Source organism: Psychroserpens sp. (genome assembly GCF_036960315.1).
Lineage (GTDB): Bacteria > Bacteroidota > Bacteroidia > Flavobacteriales > Flavobacteriaceae > Psychroserpens.
The window spans coordinates 129,133-150,325 of record NZ_JBALVR010000006.1; the positions used below are offsets into that span (position 1 = coordinate 129,133).

At 34.6% G+C, this 21,193-nt stretch carries 14 protein-coding genes; 6 read left to right on the top strand and 8 right to left on the bottom strand.

What is annotated here, in order from left to right; genetic code table 11:
• Positions 1–46 precede the first annotated feature (46 nt).
• Entirely contained in the window at positions 47–1,249 is a 1,203-nt protein-coding gene (locus tag V7719_RS11700; protein WP_335730093.1) for a porin, read from the bottom strand.
• 391 nt (positions 1,250–1,640) lie between these two features.
• Between V7719_RS11700 and V7719_RS11705 the strand changes: the two genes are divergently transcribed.
• Positions 1,641–2,000: a toxin-antitoxin system YwqK family antitoxin gene (locus V7719_RS11705; RefSeq protein WP_335730094.1), complete on the top strand. Its 360-nt coding sequence runs from the start codon at positions 1,641–1,643 to the stop codon at positions 1,998–2,000.
• 79 nt (positions 2,001–2,079) lie between these two features.
• Here V7719_RS11705 and V7719_RS11710 read toward each other — a convergent pair whose 3' ends face one another.
• Both V7719_RS11710 and V7719_RS11715 read right to left on the bottom strand, forming a co-directional pair.
• Entirely contained in the window at positions 2,080–4,908 is a 2,829-nt protein-coding gene (locus V7719_RS11710; RefSeq protein WP_335730095.1) for a TonB-dependent receptor, read from the bottom strand.
• 91 nt (positions 4,909–4,999) lie between these two features.
• Positions 5,000–6,274 (bottom strand): hypothetical protein, encoded by a 1,275-nt coding sequence (locus V7719_RS11715; protein ID WP_335730096.1) that lies wholly within the window; start codon positions 6,272–6,274, stop codon positions 5,000–5,002.
• Between the two features lie 200 nt (positions 6,275–6,474).
• Between V7719_RS11715 and V7719_RS11720 the strand changes: the two genes are divergently transcribed.
• Both V7719_RS11720 and V7719_RS11725 read left to right on the top strand, forming a co-directional pair.
• Positions 6,475–7,818, top strand: a complete 1,344-nt coding sequence (locus tag V7719_RS11720) for a deoxyguanosinetriphosphate triphosphohydrolase (protein WP_335730097.1) — start codon at positions 6,475–6,477, stop codon at positions 7,816–7,818.
• Between the two features lie 228 nt (positions 7,819–8,046).
• On the top strand, positions 8,047–8,220 hold the full coding sequence (locus tag V7719_RS11725; protein ID WP_335730098.1) for a hypothetical protein: 174 nt from the start codon (positions 8,047–8,049) through the stop codon (positions 8,218–8,220).
• On the opposite strand, the gene V7719_RS11730 is transcribed toward V7719_RS11725, so the two are convergent.
• Positions 8,198–9,976, bottom strand: coding sequence for a 1-deoxy-D-xylulose-5-phosphate synthase (locus V7719_RS11730; protein ID WP_335730099.1), 1,779 nt, complete (start codon positions 9,974–9,976; stop codon positions 8,198–8,200). The genes V7719_RS11725 and V7719_RS11730 overlap by 23 nt on opposite strands.
• A 72-nt stretch (positions 9,977–10,048) precedes the next feature.
• Between V7719_RS11730 and V7719_RS11735 the strand changes: the two genes are divergently transcribed.
• Positions 10,049–10,498, top strand: coding sequence for a nucleoside deaminase (locus V7719_RS11735; RefSeq protein ID WP_335730100.1), 450 nt, complete (start codon positions 10,049–10,051; stop codon positions 10,496–10,498).
• Between the two features lie 159 nt (positions 10,499–10,657).
• Here the strand turns inward: V7719_RS11735 and V7719_RS11740 are convergent, their stop codons facing one another.
• From V7719_RS11740 to aspS, 4 genes are all read right to left on the bottom strand, one after another.
• A complete protein-coding gene (locus V7719_RS11740) occupies positions 10,658–10,849 on the bottom strand; it encodes a cold-shock protein (protein WP_335730101.1) in 192 nt (63 codons plus the stop codon).
• Between the two features lie 121 nt (positions 10,850–10,970).
• Entirely contained in the window at positions 10,971–11,207 is a 237-nt protein-coding gene (locus tag V7719_RS11745; RefSeq protein WP_335730102.1) for a hypothetical protein, read from the bottom strand.
• A gap of 34 nt (positions 11,208–11,241) precedes the next feature.
• Entirely contained in the window at positions 11,242–13,020 is a 1,779-nt protein-coding gene (locus tag V7719_RS11750; RefSeq protein ID WP_335730103.1) for a chloride channel protein, read from the bottom strand.
• A gap of 45 nt (positions 13,021–13,065) precedes the next feature.
• Positions 13,066–14,820, bottom strand: coding sequence for an aspartate--tRNA ligase (gene aspS / locus V7719_RS11755; RefSeq protein ID WP_335730104.1), 1,755 nt, complete (start codon positions 14,818–14,820; stop codon positions 13,066–13,068).
• A 285-nt stretch (positions 14,821–15,105) separates the two neighbouring features.
• On the opposite strand from aspS, the gene V7719_RS11760 reads away from it, so the two are divergent.
• Together V7719_RS11760 and V7719_RS11765 are read left to right on the top strand one after the other, a co-directional pair.
• On the top strand, positions 15,106–18,027 hold the full coding sequence (locus V7719_RS11760; RefSeq protein WP_335730105.1) for a TonB-dependent receptor: 2,922 nt from the start codon (positions 15,106–15,108) through the stop codon (positions 18,025–18,027).
• A 188-nt stretch (positions 18,028–18,215) separates the two neighbouring features.
• Entirely contained in the window at positions 18,216–21,185 is a 2,970-nt protein-coding gene (locus V7719_RS11765; protein ID WP_335730106.1) for a SusC/RagA family TonB-linked outer membrane protein, read from the top strand.
• Positions 21,186–21,193 lie beyond the last annotated feature (8 nt).

A 21,193-nucleotide genomic window follows, 5' to 3' on the forward strand; every position in this document is an offset into this window, starting at 1 on the left:
TAGAGTTTCTCTTTAATATGTTACCTAATTGTTATGTTTTTATCGTTTAAAAATGAATATCAAATCCTAATCTAAACGTAATGTTATTATCATTTCCATCTAAAGTCGTATAACTTATATCCGATTGAACTTTTAATTTGTGACCTACGATGTATTTTGAAGCTCCTAAAGTGTATTGTTCACTTGGAAGCGTTCCTGTTACAGTTTCATAGTCAACAGTTGTAAAACGCCCTACAACTTCATAATTGCTTTTAAATAAATACCCAGCTTGAAGGTTTAAGGCATTACCTGTTAATACAACATCCCCTGTTGGAGTTGTTCCATCTATTTCTGTGGCAACAGCGTCATCAGCAGTACGTTTTGCATATTCTCCCATAAAAGAAAACCCGTTGTATTTAAACATGGCATCTGCAAAAATTGTTGTTTGGTCTGTTTCGTAAATTGAACCATCAGTTCTAATCATATAATCACCAGCAACCCCTCTTTCTCTAACGGCGTCTTGATTATAATTATATGTAAAACCAACCATTAATTTTGGTTTTTCCTCTCGTTTTAAATCTGCTTGAACATAATCCCCTTTAGATTTAAATGTTCCAAACGGCAAAAATTCTAATCGAGCAGTATATTGTAAACCACCTTCGTTTCCTTCTGAGACGTTACGACCTTCTCCTTGAGAGATTGCAAATTTTTCACGCATTAGAAATTGACCTCCTAGATTGCTTTTATGCCGTAATTGAATTCCTAAATCACGGTCAATATTAAAACGACTATTAAGTAGTGAGCGATCTATTAATTGCAAATTTCCTGAAGATACGACACGTTCTACATTACCAGGAAGTTTGGTTTGACCTGCCCATAATTCCCAGTTTCCTGAAAAATTCCACATAATAACGGCATCAAGAATATAACGAGGTGTATTTCTGTTAAATTGATTAGCGCCTGAAATATCTCTATTAGATAAACCTAACTCAATTTTATATTTAAGTTTTGGACTATATGCAAAGCCATCGAATTTTAAACGTGCGCGTCTTACAATAAAATTGTGTTCTGGACTTCCGTATTGGTCGCCATCATGATTCCATGAAGAAATAGAACGTACTTGAAAACGTGGAGCAAATTTCACGCTAAATGAGCTGTCTTTTGCTGTAAAGTTTATGAGCCCTTTGCCAAATGAAGTATCACTAATTTCTTGAGAGTTTGCAAAGGATATAATGCACAATAATAGTGCGAGTACAAATTTAGATTTCATTGTAAGTATTAGTTTTTGTCGCTGCAAATAACCAACTCTAATGTTAACTGAATGTTTCCAAATAATTAACTTTTCGAAGTATTTTTAAAAAAAAAGACTGCTTTTATAAAAAGCAGTCTCATTAGAAATCATAATTTTAAGTCGACAAAAACTAATAAAATTTATGAAAGGCTAATTGTGTCCTAAAACACATAATGCAAATATGAGGATGGAAGGTAACTTTAATGTAATGCCAATATTATCTTATTATTAAGATGATTAGTGTTGATTTAAAACCCTGAAAATTAATAGGATAAGAGCCCAATGTTAATTTAATGTTATGTAAGTGTATTGATATTGTAAAGTTTTATGTAAATTTGATAAGCTTTTATTAATTTAACTCAAACTAACAATGAAAAAGATATTCACCATTTTATTAATGTTAACTGTGACATGTACATTTGCACAAGAAAAACCTAAATCTGATCTAAAAAAGGATGGAGATGTAACCTTTGCAACTTATTATCATGATAATGGAGCTGTGGCACAGCAAGGTACTTTTAACAAAGAAGGAGAACTTCATGGTGTTTGGACTAGTTATGATTTAATTGGAAATAAAGTTACCGTTGCTAGTTATGAAAATGGAAATAAGGTTGGTAAGTGGTTATTTTGGTCTGGTGATAAATTAAGAGAAGTAGATTATAAAGATTCAAAGATAACCAGTGTAAGCGAATGGACAGATAAGGTGCAACTCGCAGTAAATAATAAATAAGTTTTTAATTCAACATATAAAAAAGGTTCCTAACTCTCGTTAGGAACCTTTTTGTTTGTGGACTATTTCAAGCCTCAGTTTAGAACTTATACGTATATCCTAGTGAGATTTCTGTGCCTGGTTCTCTTAATGAGAATATTTGGTCTTCTCCTCCAAACGACACATAATCACTTTCTCTTTTACTATTTAAAATATTAGCCACTTTAATATCGATTGAAGATCTTCTATCTTCTCCAAATGCTTTATTTAATGTAAAGTTTAAACTGTTAAACGGTTTAGTATATACATCTGGAACTAAGCCAATACCAACAACCTGAAGCGTTTCTCCTTGTACATTATAAAATAAACCCGTTTGAAAACCTGAATCTTGATCATTATAATCTAGACCAAAATTAAGTAGAAATGGTGCCTGGCCTTGTAAATCTCTTTCTTTTTCTACCTTTTCACCATCTCTAGCAGCTAATTGTCTACTAGTAAATTCGGCTTCAGACATGGTTAATTCAGATGTGATAAAAGACACATTTGCATTAAATTTCAGCTTACTAAGTCCGTCAGTAATAAACCCAAGGCGTTGTCTTAGTTCCAATTCTAAACCATATACTTTAGCGTTCCCCAAGTTTGCAACAGTGAGTTGTGTTGGTGCTTGTAAAAAGAATGACTGTTCTATCGGGTCTTTAAAATCTTTATAGAAACCACTTACGGCAAACATTTGTCCGTTATCTCCAAAACGCTCAAATCTTAAATCAAAGTTGTTCACGTAAGTTGGTACTAAGTTGATGTTACCAATAAATAATCTATTTGTAATAGGGTCAAAGATTCGAGCAACAGATGATTCTTTAAAAGAAGGTCTTGCTGTTGTGCGAGAATATGACGTTCTAACATTGATATTATCTGTAGCAGAATAAATAACGTTAGCAGATGGGAAAATATCAAATTCATCTAAGATAGCTTCTCTATTGAATTGCCTTTCGTTATTCTGACCAGTGTAGAATGACTTAAAAAATTCTGTTCTAACACCTAAAACAGTTTTTAATTTTTCGGAAACATTAAATTCTGCTGAAAAATAAGTTGCACCAATATTTTGCTCACCTTCATAGGCATCTATCGCGTTAAATTGATCACCAAAAACTAAGTATGTACCTGAATCTGTTGTTGTATTCCAAAGGTTTTCGGAAGCCAATAAGTTATCTGCATTCCCATTAGCTATAAAGGAGTCATCTCCTTGAATATTAAAGGTGTAATCATCGATACTAAAATCTCTAAATTTATAAGTATAAGCACCACCAAATTTTAGTTTAGCCGGTCTTCCAAATAAATCTACAGTTTTATCTAAATCAATTCTACCAGCCCAGTTTTCTTCAATAAGGTTTCTCCAAAGTTGAATTGGGAATGTTGAAGCAGATGGACTTACAAAGAATTGACCTTCTCCAGATTCCTGAAATGGCGTAATTCTATGTGCCTTATCCATAACCTTAGAAAAAGTAGGAGAGAGTTTCCACTCTAAATTAAAAGCATTCTCATTGTTACTTAATCGGTATTTGCCACTAATAAGTAAGTTTGTAATAGAACGCTCTGTATAGGTAAGAGAATTTTTAATCAATGGCTCGATACCACCCCCTACACCATCTTGTGAGATGTCTTGTTCAAAAAACCCAGCAGTTGATTCTCCATTTTGAATATGAAGTAAATTAACTTTGTATTTAGACTTATCAGTTTTATAAGTTAAGCCTAGCATACCATTTAGTATGACGTTGTTTATACCTTCGGAGCCCCTAGAATCTAGAACTGATTTCAATTCTTTGTCAGATGAATCATTAAAGCTTTTTACATAAGCTCCATCATTTCTGTTTTCATAAAAAGTAGTTTCATTTTTATAAGAGAATGACGCCTGATATCCTATTTTATCATCACCAACATCATATTGGTTTCCTAAAGTGAAACCAAGGTCAAAATTCATATTACTTTGCTCCTGTTTTGCTTGAAGTTCTTTTTGAAACCTATTGGTTAAGGATGTTAATAATACTCTATTGTCAAAAGTACCAGGTATTGATTGGTATCTGTTAATAGGCAGGTTTCTTGTGCCATCATCAAACCCTAAGAAATCTGTGTCACCTCCAGTATAGGTTAAGTATTTATCATTGAAGTGCATATCAGGATTATATCCCATACCTAAAGAGAGTGTATATTCTGGTTTGGTAGGAAAATCTTTTGTGATGATATCAACAATACCACCTGTAAAATCTGCTGGGTATTCTGCCGATGCAGTTTTTAATACAATTACATTATCTAAAATATTTGTTGGAAATAAATCCATTTGAATTGTATTTCGGTCTGGATCCAGTCCTGGGATATCAATTCCGTTTAAGATAGATTTTGTGTATCGGTCACCTAAACCACGAACGTAAACATATTTCCCGCCTTCAATAGAAACACCCGGAACACTTTTTACAGCACTTGCAAGATTACTCGCACCTGAGCTTTTAATTGATTGTGCAGATAAACCATCCATAACAACCACAGATTTTTTCTGTAAATTTAAGATTGAGTTTTCAGTATTACGCTTAACAGTGGTTTGAATAATGATTGTATCTAATGAATTGGTCTCTAAAGTAATATCTAAAGTAGCAACCTCTCCAGTTTTTACAATAACATCACTTATTTCTTGAGTATTATATCCTACAAAAGAGAATACTAAGGTATAAGTTCCGGGTTCTAGTTCTAATTGAAACTTTCCGTCAAAATCAGAAGTGGTTCCCGTAGTTGTGCCTTTTACTAATATATTAGCAAAAGCCATTGGTTCTACAAACTCACCGTCAATGACATTTCCAGCTACTGTTCCTTTTTGTGCATTAGCGAATCCAATAGTAAATAAGACAATTAAAAGGAATGAGTATAAGTTTTTTTGCATGATTGTAATATGATTTAAACTACTACTCATCATTTTGAACGAGTAGTAGTTTTTATTTTCAAGGTTAAACTAATGTTGACAGATGAGCTGATTAAAATCCTAAACCACCTGCAGTGTTTGAGTAAGTCCAGGCTAACTCAGAAGTTGTAGCTCCAACCGTATTTGCACCTTCTGTTACTGCAGAAGCAGTAGAACCAAATCCAGTTACCATAGCAGTTTCAGCTTTATTAACGAAAACGCTAGTGGCATCTGTCACACCTGAAGGCAATACGATTTCCCAAGTTCCGAAAACCAAATCTCCATTATTGTAGTTTGCAGCAACACCATCGTTATCTAACTCTACATCTGAAGACGCTTTAAATCCAAATGCATATATGTTGTTTGTTGTTCCAGTAGCGCCACTTCTATAATCTGCGTATTCACCATTTTCTGTTACAGTATTACCAAGAATAGTCACATTTTGTATGGTGAATGAACCGGTAGCAGAACCTTCAGGTCCATCAATTTCGAAAGCGTGATCAGAGAAATCTCCTAATACTACTACAGCATTATTGATTGTACCTGAGTAGGCTTGATCAATATCTAAAGCGTCGTCACCTTGAGCCCATACTAATAAGTTAGATGCATTAACAGTTCCTCCAAAAAATTCGATGCCGTCATCAACATTTGCAACAACTTCTATGTTGTTGATAACTGTACCATTTCCAACACCACCAAGCGTTAAGCCATTAATTTCGTTACCTTCTCCAATTAAAGCACCTCCATGACGGATAGATAAATACTGTATTACTCCTGAGTTATCAGTAGCATCAGATCCACCATACAATCCAAATGTATCATCCGCAGGAATTCCTTCAATTTGAGCTTCAATAATATTACCAGAAAATGAGCAAGGCGCATTACCTAATATTATTAATCCTCCCCAAAGACCTCTATCATTTTCATCTAAGTTTGTACCAGCATTTTCTCCACAAGAAATATTATCACTTGTTGATGTGAAAATGATAGGTTGTGTTGCTGTGCCAACAGCATTGATTTTTGAATCTCTTGCAATAATTAAGGCAGAAGCTAATGAACCTGTTCCTGGAGTACCTTTAATGATTGTTCCTGGTTCAATAGTTAAAGTAGCACCATTATTAACCACTACTTTTTGATTTAATTGATAGATATTATCATTGGTCCAAGTTGTGTTTTCTGTGATTGCACCTGTAACTGTAATTATAGGACATTCTTCGCCATTTCCATTTCCGTTACCATTATTGATAATTGTAACTTCCTCAATAATAATAGGTGTATCGTCATCTTTAAAACAGCTAGTAAATACTAGAGAAGAAGCGATTAATGTAGATAAGACTAATTTTTTCATAATATTTTTTTTCTTAGTTTTTGTGTTATTCTAAATGATGATGCAAAGAAAGGCTCACAATGTAAAGTCAAGGTTAATTAGGTATTAATCCTAAATCATAAAACCGTTAACTCAGTGTTATGTGAAATGACTTTTTTTATCAACGGGAAACATTAAATTAACATTGAAATATTCTATCTTGCAGATGTTAAAAATCATCTATGAATTGGGAACAGTTACTCTCCTTGAAACGATTTGGAGATACACATAAACGCTTACGAAAAGAACAAGACGAAACACGACTAGGTTTTGAGGTTGATTATGACCGAATTATTTTTTCTTCGGAATTTAGAAGCCTTCAAGACAAAACTCAGGTTGTGCCAATGTCAAAAACCGACTTTGTCCATACGCGCTTAACTCACAGCCTCGAGGTTAGTGTGGTAGGCCGATCATTAGGCCGAAAAGTTGGTCAGCGTTTGTTGGAAAAACACCCACACTTAAAAGACATTCATGGCTATCAAATTAATGACTTTGGAGCGATTGTAGCCGCTGCAGCCTTAGCTCATGATATAGGAAATCCTCCTTTTGGACATTCAGGAGAAAAGGCAATAGGTGAATTTTTTAAATCTGGTGATGGTCGTTATTTTGAAGACCAATTAACCAAGAAAGAATATGAAGATTTATGCAGTTTTGAAGGTAATGCCAATGGATTCAAAATATTAACCGAAAGCCGACAAGGACGTATTGGAGGATTACGATTGAGTTATGGGACGCTTGGTGCATTCACAAAATACCCTAAAGAATCGCTTCCTAAGAAACCAACATCTCATATTGCTGATAAAAAGTATGGTTTTTTTCAAACTGAAAAAGATATATTCAAAGACATAGCAAATGAGTTAGGTTTGGTGAAAAGAGGAAACGATGGCGATGTAAGCTATTGTAGACATCCATTAGTGTATTTGGTTGAAGCAGCAGATGATATTTGCTACACCATCATTGATTTTGAAGATGGCATCAATTTGGGACTCATACAAGAAGAATATGCTTTAGAATACTTGATTAACTTAGTGAGAGATTCTATTCAAACAAAAACGTATAATGCGCTTCTGAGTACTCAGGATAGATTAAGCTATTTACGCTCCTTAGCTATAAATACACTTATAAGTGAGGCTGTTGATGTTTTTATGGAGCATGAAGACGCAATATTGTCTGGCGAGTTTTCTAAGGCGTTAATGGATTATAGCGCTTATGAGGCTCAGATAACAGATATCCTTACCTTGAGTATTGCTAACGTTTATCAATCTACAGAGGTCATTGATAAAGAAATTGTGGGTTATAAAGTCATCAACGAGCTTTTAAGCATTTTCACAAAAGCAGTGGTCAATAATTTAAACGAAGAACAATCTAACTTTGATAAGCTTATTTTAAAGTCCATTAAGCAGTATATTGACTTAGAGACAGACAATCTTTATGAAAGTTTGTTGTCAGTTTGTTTCTATGTTTCAAAAATGTCTGATGGTAATGCCATGCTGACTTATCAAAAACTTAAAGGGAATCATCTGTAAATTCAAACTTAAATATTAAGTCTACTTTAGGCTTAATAGTTTGTTGATATAGTGTTGATAATTATTCGAATTTTTAAGATAGTTCTTATAATAGAAATATGATCTTTGAAAGATAAAGAAAGGAGCTTTCTTAGTTCTCTATTTTATTTTATGCATTTCATCGATTAAATTTGTATTTAAACGGTAATTTATTATATTTGTTTAACCTAATCTTTTAAACCTACTCAGATGAAAAAGAATATATTTGGAGCTGCAGTGATTTTTTGCGTAACACTAGCTTTTTTATTGATGATTAATGACATTACTAGTAACGGTAATCATGAACCACAAAAAACCAGTAGTCAGGTTTACGATGCAAATAATCAAACAGATATTGCTACTATAGACGAAGAGGAGCAATAGAATTAAATAAAATACACAAACTTTCAGCATCAATCTTAACAGATTGATGCTGTTGTTTTATAGAGGCTTGTTCAATAAAAGTATCAGGTATTCCTAGTATTTTAATACGAGTCGTATAGTTGTTTTTAGAAGCAAATTCTAGAATAGCACTTCCAAAACCTCCTGTTGTCACGCCATTTTCAATAGTTACTATGTCTTTATATTTAGTGAAAATAGAATGAAGTAATGTTTCATCCAATGGTTTTACAAAGCGCATATCATAGTGCGAAATATTTTCACTATAATCACATTTTGAAATGGCTTCTACAACATTATGAGCTATAGAGCCTACACTTAAAATAGCAAGTGTTTTTCCTTTTTTAAGCTGTGTCCCTTTTCCAACCTCAAGCTTAGTAAATGGTTGTTTCCAATCTAATATATTGCCACGACCTCTAGGATAACGAATAGCAATAGGCTGCGCTAACCCTAATTGTGCTGTGTACATGATATTTCGTAATTCAATTTCATTTCGAGGAGCACAAATAATCATATTTGGAATACACCTCAAATACGCCAAATCAAAAACACCATGATGTGTTGCGCCATCTTCGCCAACCAAACCGGCACGATCTAAACAGAAAATCACGGGAAGGTTCTGTAAAGCTACATCGTGTATCAGTTGATCATAAGCACGTTGTAAAAAGGTAGAATAGATATTACAAAACACAGTCAAACCTTGTGTTGCCATACCCGCAGCTAATGTCACTGCATGTTGTTCTGCAATACCAACATCGAAAGCACGTTCTGGAATTTCCGCCATCATATATTTCAATGAGCTTCCTGTAGGCATTGCTGGTGTAATTCCAACAATGGTTTTGTTTTTTTTGGCTAACTCAACGATGGTATAACCAAAGACATCTTGAAACTTAGGTGGCTGACCTTCTGTTTTCTTCGGAAGGATATCACCTGTAACCGAATCAAATTTGCCAGGAGCGTGATACTTAACCTGATCGTCTTCGGCTTGCTTTAAACCTTTTCCTTTAGTGGTAATGACATGCAGAAATTTTGGGCCTTTAACCGATTTTAAGCGTTTCAATTCTGAAATTAAAGCCGATAAATCATGACCATCAATAGGTCCAGTATAATCAAAATTTAAAGCTTCAAAGATATTGTCTTGCTTTTCTTTCCCTTTTTTAACATTGGTGAGATATTGTTTTAAAGCACCAACGCTTGGGTCGATACCAATAGCATTATCATTTAAAATTACTAATAGATTTGCATTGGTGACTCCAGCATGATTAAGCCCTTCAAAAGCCATTCCGCTAGCAATCGATGCATCGCCAATAACGGCTATATGATGTTTGTCTTCACCTTTTAACTGTGAAGCAATAGCCATTCCTAATGCTGCCGAAATGGATGTCGATGAATGTCCAACACCAAAGGCATCATATTCGCTTTCATCACGTTTTGGAAAACCACTTATACCATCTTGTTGTCTGTTGGTATGAAAATTCTCTTTTCTGCCAGTGAGTATTTTATGACCATAAGCTTGATGTCCAACATCCCAAATGAGTTGATCATTAGGTGTGTTAAAAACATAATGCAAGGCTAGAGTGAGTTCTACAACACCAAGACTTGCACCTAAATGCCCTTCTTTAGTAGCGACAATATTAATGATAAACTTTCGTAACTCTTTGGCGAGTTGAGGTAGTTCATCTGGAGTTAATTCTCTTAAATCAGAAGGGAAATTGATATGGTCTAAAATAGATTTAGTCATAAAGCAAAGCTACAATAATTGATAAAGATTTCTATAACTATAATTCTATTTGAATTTTTTACTTTTACAGCTATGGAAAACCTTTTCGACGATACCTATTTTATGAAAAAAGCCTTGCAAGAAGCTGAAGAAGCTTTTGAAAAAGGTGAGATTCCTGTTGGTGCAGTTATAGTTATTAATGACAGAATTATTGCAAGAGCACATAATCTAACAGAGCTTTTAAATGATGTGACTGCACATGCGGAAATGCAAGCTATTACTGCTGCTGCTAATTTTTTAGGCGGAAAGTATTTAACCAATTGTACACTTTATGTAACCTTAGAGCCTTGCCAGATGTGTGCAGGTGCTTTGTATTGGAGTCAGATTTCTAAGATTGTCTATGGAACTAGAGATGAAGAGCGTGGTTGTATTGCTCTGCATACTAAATTACATCCTAAAACCAAGATGGTTGGAGGCGTTTTGGCTGATGAAGCCTCAGCGTTATTGAAACGGTTTTTTATTGAGAAACGTAATTTGAATTAAGCTTAAAGTAGCGTTAAGGATGGAGGCATTGTTGGAGCTCCTTGAAAAGAGCGACTGCCAAGAGCCTGACCGAACGCAGTTGGGTAACGCCCAAAAAAATAAACCCAAAAAAACGCCTAACTTTCGTTAGACGTTGAAACTGTAATAAAGTATATCTTCTTAAAGAACTTGCACGTTAGCCGCAACCAATCCTTTTCTTCCTTCTTCTTCGTTGTACTCTACATTATCGCCTTCACGTAACTCAACACCATTAAGGTTTGATACGTGTACGAAAATTTCTTTTCCTGTTTCTTCGTTGGTAATGAATCCAAATCCTTTTGAATCATTAAAAAATTTAACTGTTCCAGTCATGGTAATAAAAAAATATGTTAATTAAGCTATAAATGTAGGACTTATAATAATGCGATGTATTAGTAAGGTGTAATTTTTTAAATTATTGAATATTAATGGTTTAAAACAGATATTTTTTTATTTAAAAGGTTTTGTTCTTTTGATTTTCTCGCATTTTATCCAGATTTTCTTGGGTTAACATATAGTCTTTAATATCCTTCCCTTTCCAACGATGATACGCAAAGAGTGGAAAAACCACCATAAAAAGACCAAGAACACCAAAGCCTATGAGTTTTTGAGAATAGTCTACATCTAAAAAGTAGCCACATAAAATACTTCCAAGTGAAGCTAAAAAAGTGATAAGAATAATATACTTCATGACCTTTGAGTTTTGTCAAATACCCATTATGGGTTTATGATGTAAAATTAATCAATTCGCGTCTGTAAGCGGTTAACAATTTTGATTTTGAAACAAATCCGTAATATTTTTCATTTTTAATGACTGGCAGATTCCACGCTCCAGTGTCCTGAAATTTTTTCATCACCATTTTCATTGAATCTGTTTCATAATGAATATGTTCAGGTGGATTATGCATAAATGTTTCTACCGAAGTCGTCTCATAAAGGGACTGGTCAAACATCACAGTTCTAATATCATCCAGTAAGATAATGCCAACGAGATATTGGTTTTCATTTACTACTGGAAATAGGTTTCGACTCGATTTTGAAACACCTTGATGTAGCATGTCACCAAGCGACATTTCAGGGTTTAGAATGGTAAAATCTTTTTCAATAACGCTATCGAGTTTCATTAAAGTGAGAACCGATTGATCTTTATTATGTGTTAAAAGCTCACCTTTTTCTGCAAGTTCTTTGGTGTAAATGGTATGCTCAATGGCATTTTTGGTGATGATGAACGACATGGAGACTGTAATCATCAATGGGACAAACAATTGGTAACCGCCAGTAATTTCAGCAATCAAGAAAATAGCAGTTAAAGGCGCATGAAGTACACCTGCGATTAGTCCAGCCATTCCAATGAGTGTGAAATTTGATTCAGAGACCTGAAAACCTAATCCGATATTATTGATAATCTTGGCAGCTACATTTCCTAAGGCACTTCCCATAACCATCGTTGGAATAATGATTCCACCAGCTCCTCCTGCGGCAAAAGTGGTTGACATGGCAACAGCTTTAAAAACAGTAATCCCAATCAGTAAAGCGATAACAACCCAAATATTATCGAGATAATCGTCAAAAGGTGTTTCCCCTAGAGCGTGCAGATGATTTCCGTCAAGAAGGTCATTGATAAATCCGAAACCTTCACCATACAATGGCGGAATAAAATAAAGCATCACGCCTATAGCCAAACCACCTACAATGAGTTTTTGTCCGCTGGTTTTAAACCGTTCAAAAAACTTGTAAACGGCAAAATATATTTTTGAGAAATAGATAGACGCTATTCCAGTTCCAACACCTAAAATGATAAAAAACATGGTGTCACTTAATGCAAATGGTTGAGATACATTATAATTGAATAACACACCATTTCCGACAAAAAAATAAGAGGTCAATACCGAAGACACCGAAGCAATCAACAATGGCAAAAGTGAAGCAAAGGTTAAATCGAGACTAAAGACTTCGATAGCAAAAATAATCGCTGCAATAGGTGATTGAAAAATAGAAGCAATAGCTCCTGCAGCTGCACAGCCAATTAATAAGGTTCTTGTTTTTCTATCGACATGAAACAGCCGACCAATATTTGAACTCACTGCCGATGCTGATGCAATTGCTGGACCAAGTAACCCAACCGAACCTCCAAACCCAGCCGTTAAAGGAGCCGTGATTAATGGTAAATAGATTTTGCTTCGCTTTATTAAACCGTCCTTTTTGGATAATGAAAACAGAATGCTAGGAATACCATGCTCGATTTTTTGCTTTGAAACATATTTCACAAATAAATAGACGAGCCAGAGTCCGATTATTGGAAGGATAAAATAAATACTATTTCTTGACACAATAGCCAAATGATCTAGAATCCATTCGATGCCATACGTAATATTTTTTATGGTTACCGAAACTAAACCAGACAATAAACCAATAAGAACTGCTAATAAGAACACGAAGTTTTTTTGCGAGATATATTTATATCGCAAAATGAGTACGCGCTTGATAAAGTTTTGGATTGGCATAGACTAAATCTACTAAAAAATCCTGCATGAAGCAGGATTTAGTAGTTATGATTTTAAGTTGAGTTTTAAACTTAACTCTGTTAATTGTTCATCATCAATAGGCGCAGGTGCATCAATCATGACGTCACGACCATTGTTATTTTTTGGAAAGGCAATAAAATCACGAATTGTTTCTTGTCCGCCAAGAATAGCTACCAATCTATCCAGGCCAAAAGCGAGTCCACCATGAGGAGGTGCTCCGTATTGGAAGGCATCCATTAGGAAGCCAAATTGTGCTTTTGCTTCTTCAGGTGTAAATCCTAAATAATCAAACATCAAGGCTTGTGTTTCTTTATCATGGATACGAATAGATCCACCACCAATCTCATTTCCGTTAAGTACTAAATCGTAAGCATTAGCTTTAACATCACCTGGGTTTGTTTTCAATAATTCTAATTGTCCTGGTTTTGGAGATGTAAATGGATGATGCATCGCATGGTAACGTTTTGTGTTTTCATCCCATTCTAACAAGGGGAAATCCATAACCCAAAGAGGGGCGAATGTTTTAGGGTCTCTCAAGCCTAAACGTTCTGCTAATTCCATTCGTAAGGCACTCAATTGCGCTCTTACTTTATTGGTATCTCCAGAAAGCACACAGATTAAATCACCAGCTTTTGCGCCAGTTACTTCTGCCCATTTTGCTAAATCGTCTTGGTCATAGAATTTATCTACGGAAGATTTATAGCTCCCGTCGTCATTGCATCTAGAGTATACCATTCCTAAAGCACCAACTTGTGGACGCCTTACCCAATCGATTAATTTATCGATGTCTTTTCTGGTATAACTATTTCCGCCAGGAACTGCGATTCCGACGACTAGTTCAGCAGAATTAAATACGTTAAATTCTTTATGTTGTGCTACGGAGTTGAGTTCTCCAAATTCCATCCCAAAGCGGATGTCTGGTTTATCATTTCCGTAGAGACGCATCGCATCATCATAGAGCATTCTCGGAAATTTTTCGATGTCAACACCATTCACTTCTTTTAGTAAATGACGTGTTAAACCTTCAAATGCATTTAAAATATCTTCTTGCTCGATAAATGCCATTTCGCAGTCTATCTGCGTAAATTCTGGTTGTCTATCGGCACGTAAATCTTCATCTCTAAAACATTTTACAATCTGAAAATACTTATCCATTCCACCAACCATAAGCAATTGCTTGAAGGTTTGAGGCGATTGAGGTAAGGCGTAAAACTGACCTTCATTCATTCGCGATGGCACCACAAAATCACGTGCACCTTCTGGCGTAGATTTGATTAAGTAAGGAGTTTCGATTTCAATAAAGCCTTCCTTAGATAAATAGTTTCTCACTTCTTGAGTTACTTTATGTCTAAAGATTAAGTTGTTTTTTACTGGATTACGGCGAATATCTAAATAGCGATATTTCATTCGTAATTCTTCTCCGCCATCAGTCTCATCTTCAATCGTGAAAGGGGGTAATTGAGCTTCGTTTAGTATCGTTAATTCAGAAACTAAAATTTCAATATCGCCTGTTGGCATATTAGGGTTTTTGGAAGCACGTTCGATAACGTTTCCTTTAACTTGAATTACAAACTCACGACCTAAGTCTTGCGCTTGTTTCATTATGTCTTTTGGCGTGCGCTCTTCATCAAACACTAGTTGTGTCATGCCATAACGATCACGTAAATCTACCCAAACGATAAATCCTTTATCACGAGATTTTTGAACCCAACCTGCAAGTGTTACTTCTGTATTGATATGTGATGCTCTTAATTCACCACAATTATGACTTCTGTACATATCGAAATTTTAATCCTGCAAATTTAGTGAAATAGGACAGAGTATTAATTCTAAAAGTGCTTTTTTAGTTATGATGGTCTTGTTTTATTAGAAGGTTGGCTCTTGACTTGCAGAGTGTTGAAATAAACATTCTTAATAAACAAGCTTGTATTTTACATATACTTCATTTTATTTGACAATAATGCAATAAATACACAAAAAATTGTATTTTTTTTTAAAGAATTATTGTTTACAAAACGATAATATACATATATTAGCTATAACTAATCCAAAACAAATAATATTATGATTAAATTTTTACATTTAAAATCATTACTGCTTTTAATTTTTATGGCAGCATCAGGATCACTGCTGGCTCAAGAAGTCTCGGGTACAGTTACAGATGATTCTGGACCATTACCAGGTGTGTCCGTAATTATAAAAGGCACATCCACTGGAACAACCACAGACTTTAATGGAAACTATTCAGTTAGCGCAGAAAATGGAGACACTCTTGTTTTCTCTTATGTTGGGTATGACACACAAGAAATTGTAGTAACCGGAAACCAAATGAATGTTACATTGAAATCTGGAGTTGCTCTAGATCAAATTGTATTGGTAGGCTCTAGAAACCCAAGTAGAACAGCTATTGACACGGCAGTTGCTATTGATGTAATAGATATGGCCGATTTGGCTAATAAAGGACCTCAAACCTCTGTTAACGAGATATTGAATTATGTAGCACCATCTTTTACTTCTCAAACACAAACGGTATCAGATGGAACGGATCATATAGATCCAGCATCTTTAAGAGGATTAGGACCAGATCAAGTTTTGGTTTTAATTAATGGGAAGAGAAGGCATAATACTGCTTTAATAAATGTTAACGGAACCGTTGGAGCTGGTAGTGTAGGTACAGATATGAATGCAATCCCTACTGCAGCAATTAAAAGAATAGAAGTATTGCGTGATGGTGCAGCTGCACAATATGGATCTGATGCTATTGCAGGTGTTATCAATATTATTCTTAAGGACGCTACTGGAGAATTAGATTTAACGGTTACAACAGGAGCTAACTTTAGTGAAAATTCAAATCAGTTTGAAGGCGGGAGTGATGGAGAGAAATTTAAACTTGATGCAAACTACGGGATTCCTGTAGGTGAGAAAGGCGGCTTTATTAATTTTACAGGAACTTTATCTACTAGAGAACCAGCACTTAGAAATAAAGATTATGCAGGTGACATATTTAGAGGCTATCATGGGGCAGAAAGAGTATTTGCTGCTAATGGTGGTAATGTTGCTGATATGAACCTTTTTGATTATCAAACTGCAGCCCAATCACTTTCTTATTTAGATGCTGCTGTTCAATCTCAAATTGCAGGATTAGATTTAAATCAACAAACAGATATAGATACATTTAGAGGTCTCTTAGATTTTGATGCAGATGAAGATGAATTAGCTGCTAGAGGATTAACACGAGAAGATTTTAGATTTAAAGTCGGAACTTCTAAATTAAGAGAAGGGAAATTTTTCTTTAATTCTAGTATTCCTGTTAGTGTAAATGCAGAATTATACGCATTTGGAGGATTGTCTTACCGTAGTGGTTTAGCTTCTGGGTTTTACAGAAGACCAGCTCAAGGTGATGGTAGAGCAAATACACCAGCATTTCCTAATGGATTTTTACCAAGTATTGGTAGTGATATTATAGATAAATCTTTATCTGTAGGTATTAGAGGGAAAGTAAATGAGAATTGGGATGTGGATTTTTCTAACACCTTTGGAGAAAACATTTTTGCATATACTGTTGGTAACTCTAGTAATGGTACTTTAGGCACAGGGACTCAAAGATCTTTTGATGCAGGAACAATAGGGTTTTCTCAAAACACAACTAATTTAGATGCTTCAAGATTTTATGATGATATTTTTGAAGGATTTAATGTTGCTATTGGAGCAGAATATAAAGTAGAAAATTATTATATAGAAGAAGGAGAGCTTAATTCATATGCTAGTTACGATATTAATGGAGATATTGTGACAGCATCGACAGCTGATGCATTACTGGTTAGGAATAATTTCACAGGAGTAGCTTTAGGTGGCGGAGCTCAGGTATTTAGAGGATTTGATCCTAACAATGCTTCTAATAATACAAGAAATAGTATGGCCGCATACATAGATTTAGAGGCAGATTTTAGTGAAGCGTTTTATGTGAGCTTTGCAGGTCGTTATGAAAACTTCTCAGACTTTGGCGGTACGATTAATGGTAAGTTAGCTGCGCGTTATAAATTGACAGACAATATCAATATTAGATCTGCAATTAATACCGGGTTTAGAGCACCATCTTTACATCAACAATTTTTTAGTAGAACAAGTACTGTTTTTCAAAATAATGTACCATTAGAACAAGGGACGTTTACGAATGATAGTAGATTAGCAGATTTATTAGGGATTGATGAATTAAAAGAAGAAACTTCTACAAGCTTTAGTTTAGGTTTTACAGGAAAAATACCAGATTTAAACTTAACATTTAGTATAGATGGATATTTAATTAATATTGATGATCGCATCGTTTATAGTGGAAGTTTTGGAGCAGGAACAAATACTGATGTTCAAGCCATATTTAATGCTGCAGGAGCGACAAGTGCTCGTTTCTTTGTTAATGCTATAGATACGGAAACAACAGGAATAGATATTGTATTAAGCCATAGAGCCAACTTAACCGATGAGTTAAGACTAACCTCTGACTTGGCTGCTAATTTTACTGAAACCGAAGTCAAAGAATTAAATGTGCCTGATGCCGTTGTTGCTGCTGGGCAAACCGGTAATTTCTTCGATGCTCAAGAAGAAGCGTTTTTAACACTCGCAATTCCTAGAACTAAAGCAAGTTTATCAAATAATTTATCTTATAAAAAGTGGAATTTTTTATTAAGAAATACCTTTTTTGGAGAGGTAGAAGATCCAGATGATTATGCAGGATCTGCAAGTGTAGACCAGCATTCTGTTTCGGCTGATGCTGTTTATGGTAGTAAGATAGTTACTGATTTAACAGTGTCTTATGAGTTTACTGATCATCTGAATATTACTATAGGTGCAAATAACTTATTAGATGTGTATCCTGATGAAAATAGACCAGGAGGGACATCTGGAGATCAATTTGTGTACTCAAGAAGAACATCTCAGTTTGGGTATACAGGTAGATATCTGTTCGCAAGATTAAACTTGAAATTATAACTAATCAAATAGTGAAATTTGAAAAGGCCTCGCGTGTTGCGAGGCTTTTTTTTTAAAATAAAGAAACCATAATGAATTAATACAATTTTTATTGTTTCTTCATTTTAATTACTTTTTTATTAAGAATAATCAAGTTATTTAAGTTTTTATTATGATATTTAACAATATTAATTCAAAAAACAAACATTATGAACGACACTTTATCATTAAAGTTGCTTCTGTTTTCATTTATTTTAATCCCGTTACTGACTTTTAGTCAGAATGTTACGGGTAAGATAATGGATGGAAGTACAAATCAACCTTTACCTGGCGCTAATGTCATTATAAAGGGAACATCAACTGGAGCAACAACAGATTTTGATGGAAACTTCTCTCTAAACGTAGATAATTTTCCAGCAACGCTTGTTATTTCGTCTTTAGGCTTTGAGACTGTTGAAGAAACATTAACTGAAGCAAGAGAAGTGAATATTACTTTAAAAGAATCCGCTATGGCTTTAGATGAAGTTGTTATTACAGGTTTAGCAACTTCAGTAAAACGGAGTAACTCTGCAAATGCTGTGGCATCTGTGTCAGCTGAAGAATTAAATGGTCGCACACCATCCCAAACGTTAGATGGAGCTTTAGCTGGTAAGTTTGTAGGAGCCCAAATTACGGCTGCATCAGGCGCACCAGGTGGAGGATTTTCTGTTAAATTAAGAGGGGTGACTTCTATTAATGGAAACGGTCAACCACTTTATATTATTGACGGTGTTTATGTTAATAATAATAGCGTGTTTGCCGGTGGTTTAAATGATGTTTCAAACGCTGCCGGAGGAGGTGCCTCATCAACAGATTCTCAGGATAATGCTTCAAACAGAATTGCGGATATTAATCCAGACGATATTGCAACCATTGAGATTTTAAAAGGAGCATCTGCTTCTGCAATTTATGGATCTCGTGCTGCTGCTGGAGTTGTTATTATTACAACAAAAAAAGGGAAACAAGGTAAAACCAAAATTAGATTTTCTCAGGCCGTTGGATGGAATGAGGCAGTTAATCTACTTGGACAAAGAAATTGGAATGCTAATTTGGCTGAAAGTGTATATGGCGAAGGTGATTTATATACAGCAGCTCAAAACGCCGGAACTTTAAGGAATTATGAAGATGAAATTTATGGTGAAAAAGGATTTATTTCTAATACAAATATTAGCCTATCTGGGGGGAATGAAAAAACTTCATTTTTCGGGTCTTTCACTAATAATGAAGAAGATGGGATTGTTAAAAGAACTGGTGCAGAAAAAAAATCATTTAGATTAAATGTAGATCATAAAATAAATGATAATATTAAATTCTCTGTTACGAGTAATTATATTAGATCTAGTTCTGATAGAGGGTTTTTTAATAATGATAATACAAATACTACTATAGGAGTGTCATTATTATTTACAAGACCATGGGATGACTTATTTCCTGATTCCAACGGAAATTATCCTGATCATCCTGCAAACTCTTCAAACCAAATTCATACACGAGATGTGATGACCAATAATGAATTTACAAGTCGTTTGATCGCTGGAGGTTCTTTGGATGTTAATCTATTCACAAACGATAAGCATAAATTAAAAATGATCTTGAGAGCTGGTATTGATACTTATACGCTTAAGACCACAGTGTTTTTCCCAAGAGATTTACAATTCATGAATCCAGCTGTTGGTGGTGTGGATGGTTTATCTTCTGATGGAACAACACTTAATACGGATAACAATTTTTCAGCATTTTTAGTTCATAAGTTTAACATGAACGATAATGTTGATTTTACTACTCAAGCGGGTGTTACGAATGAACAATTCTCACAGAATACAGTTCGAGTAACTTCAAGAGGATTGATTGCTTCTGAAACAAACGTAGATCAAGCTGCTAATGTTGGAGTAGATCAATTTAGATTGGAACAAGAAGATATGGGATTCTTTGTACAAGAAGAGGTTAATTATCAAGATAAGATTATTGCAACGCTTGGGTTAAGAGGAGACAAATCGTCTAACAATGGTGATGCTAACGAATTCTTCTATTATCCAAAAGCTTCGGTTGCATTTAACCTTCAGAATTTTGGATTCTGGTCTTTCGATAATGTAAATCAATTTAAACTTAGAGCTGCGTATGGTGAAGCCGGAAATTTTGCTCCTAATGGAGCATTGTTTACAACCTATACTAATTCAATAATAGGTGGTAACGTTGGGATTATTACACCAACCACTTTGGGTGATCCTTCAATACAACCAGAACGACAAAAAGAATTTGAAGTTGGTCTAGATGCGGGTTTGTTTAATAACAGAATTACTTTAGAGTATTCGTATTATAATAAAAAAGTAGAAGATTTAATTCTTCAAGCCGATAATGAGCCTTCTTCTGGGTTTAGTTTTAGATGGGCAAATGCAGGATCTTTAGAGAATACAGGACATGAAATAGGCTTAAACGCTAAGGTATTTGATACGGAAGACTTTTCATGGAATACAAGTATTAGCTGGTTCAGAAATAAATCAGAAATCACGGAGCTTACTGTAAATTCTTTTGATACTCAAGGATTTGGTACTGGATTAGGAACATTTAGAATTGAAGAAGGTAAAAGCGCTACACAAATTGTAGGTAATGATTCAAATGGTAATGTAGTTGTTTTAGGTGATGCAGAACCAGATTTCCAAATGACATTTGTTAATGATTTCAGGTATAAGGATTTCACTTTATCATTCCTATGGCATTGGAAAAAAGGTGGCGATAATGTGAATTTAAGTAGATTACTTTCTGATTTTGGAGGTACTAGTGCAGATTATGATGCTACAAATTTAGATCCTTCAGGAGCTCTAAATAATGGAGATTATAGAATTGGAGCTTTCTTAGGCGGAAATGCAGAACCATTCGTTGAGGATGCTTCATATTTGAAACTAAGAGAGATTGGATTATACTATGCGATACCGTCGAAAACTATCGAAAAACTATTCAAAGGAAATGTAACCGACGTGAAAATCGGATTATCTGGAAAAAATTTGATAAACATATTTGATTATAATAGTTATGATCCAGAAGTGTCAAATTTTGGTTCAGCAGCTGCAGGAGTCGGAATTGAAGTGGCACCATTTCCATCCTCTAAGAGATTTATGTTTCATGTGTCAATTGGACTTTAATAAAAAAA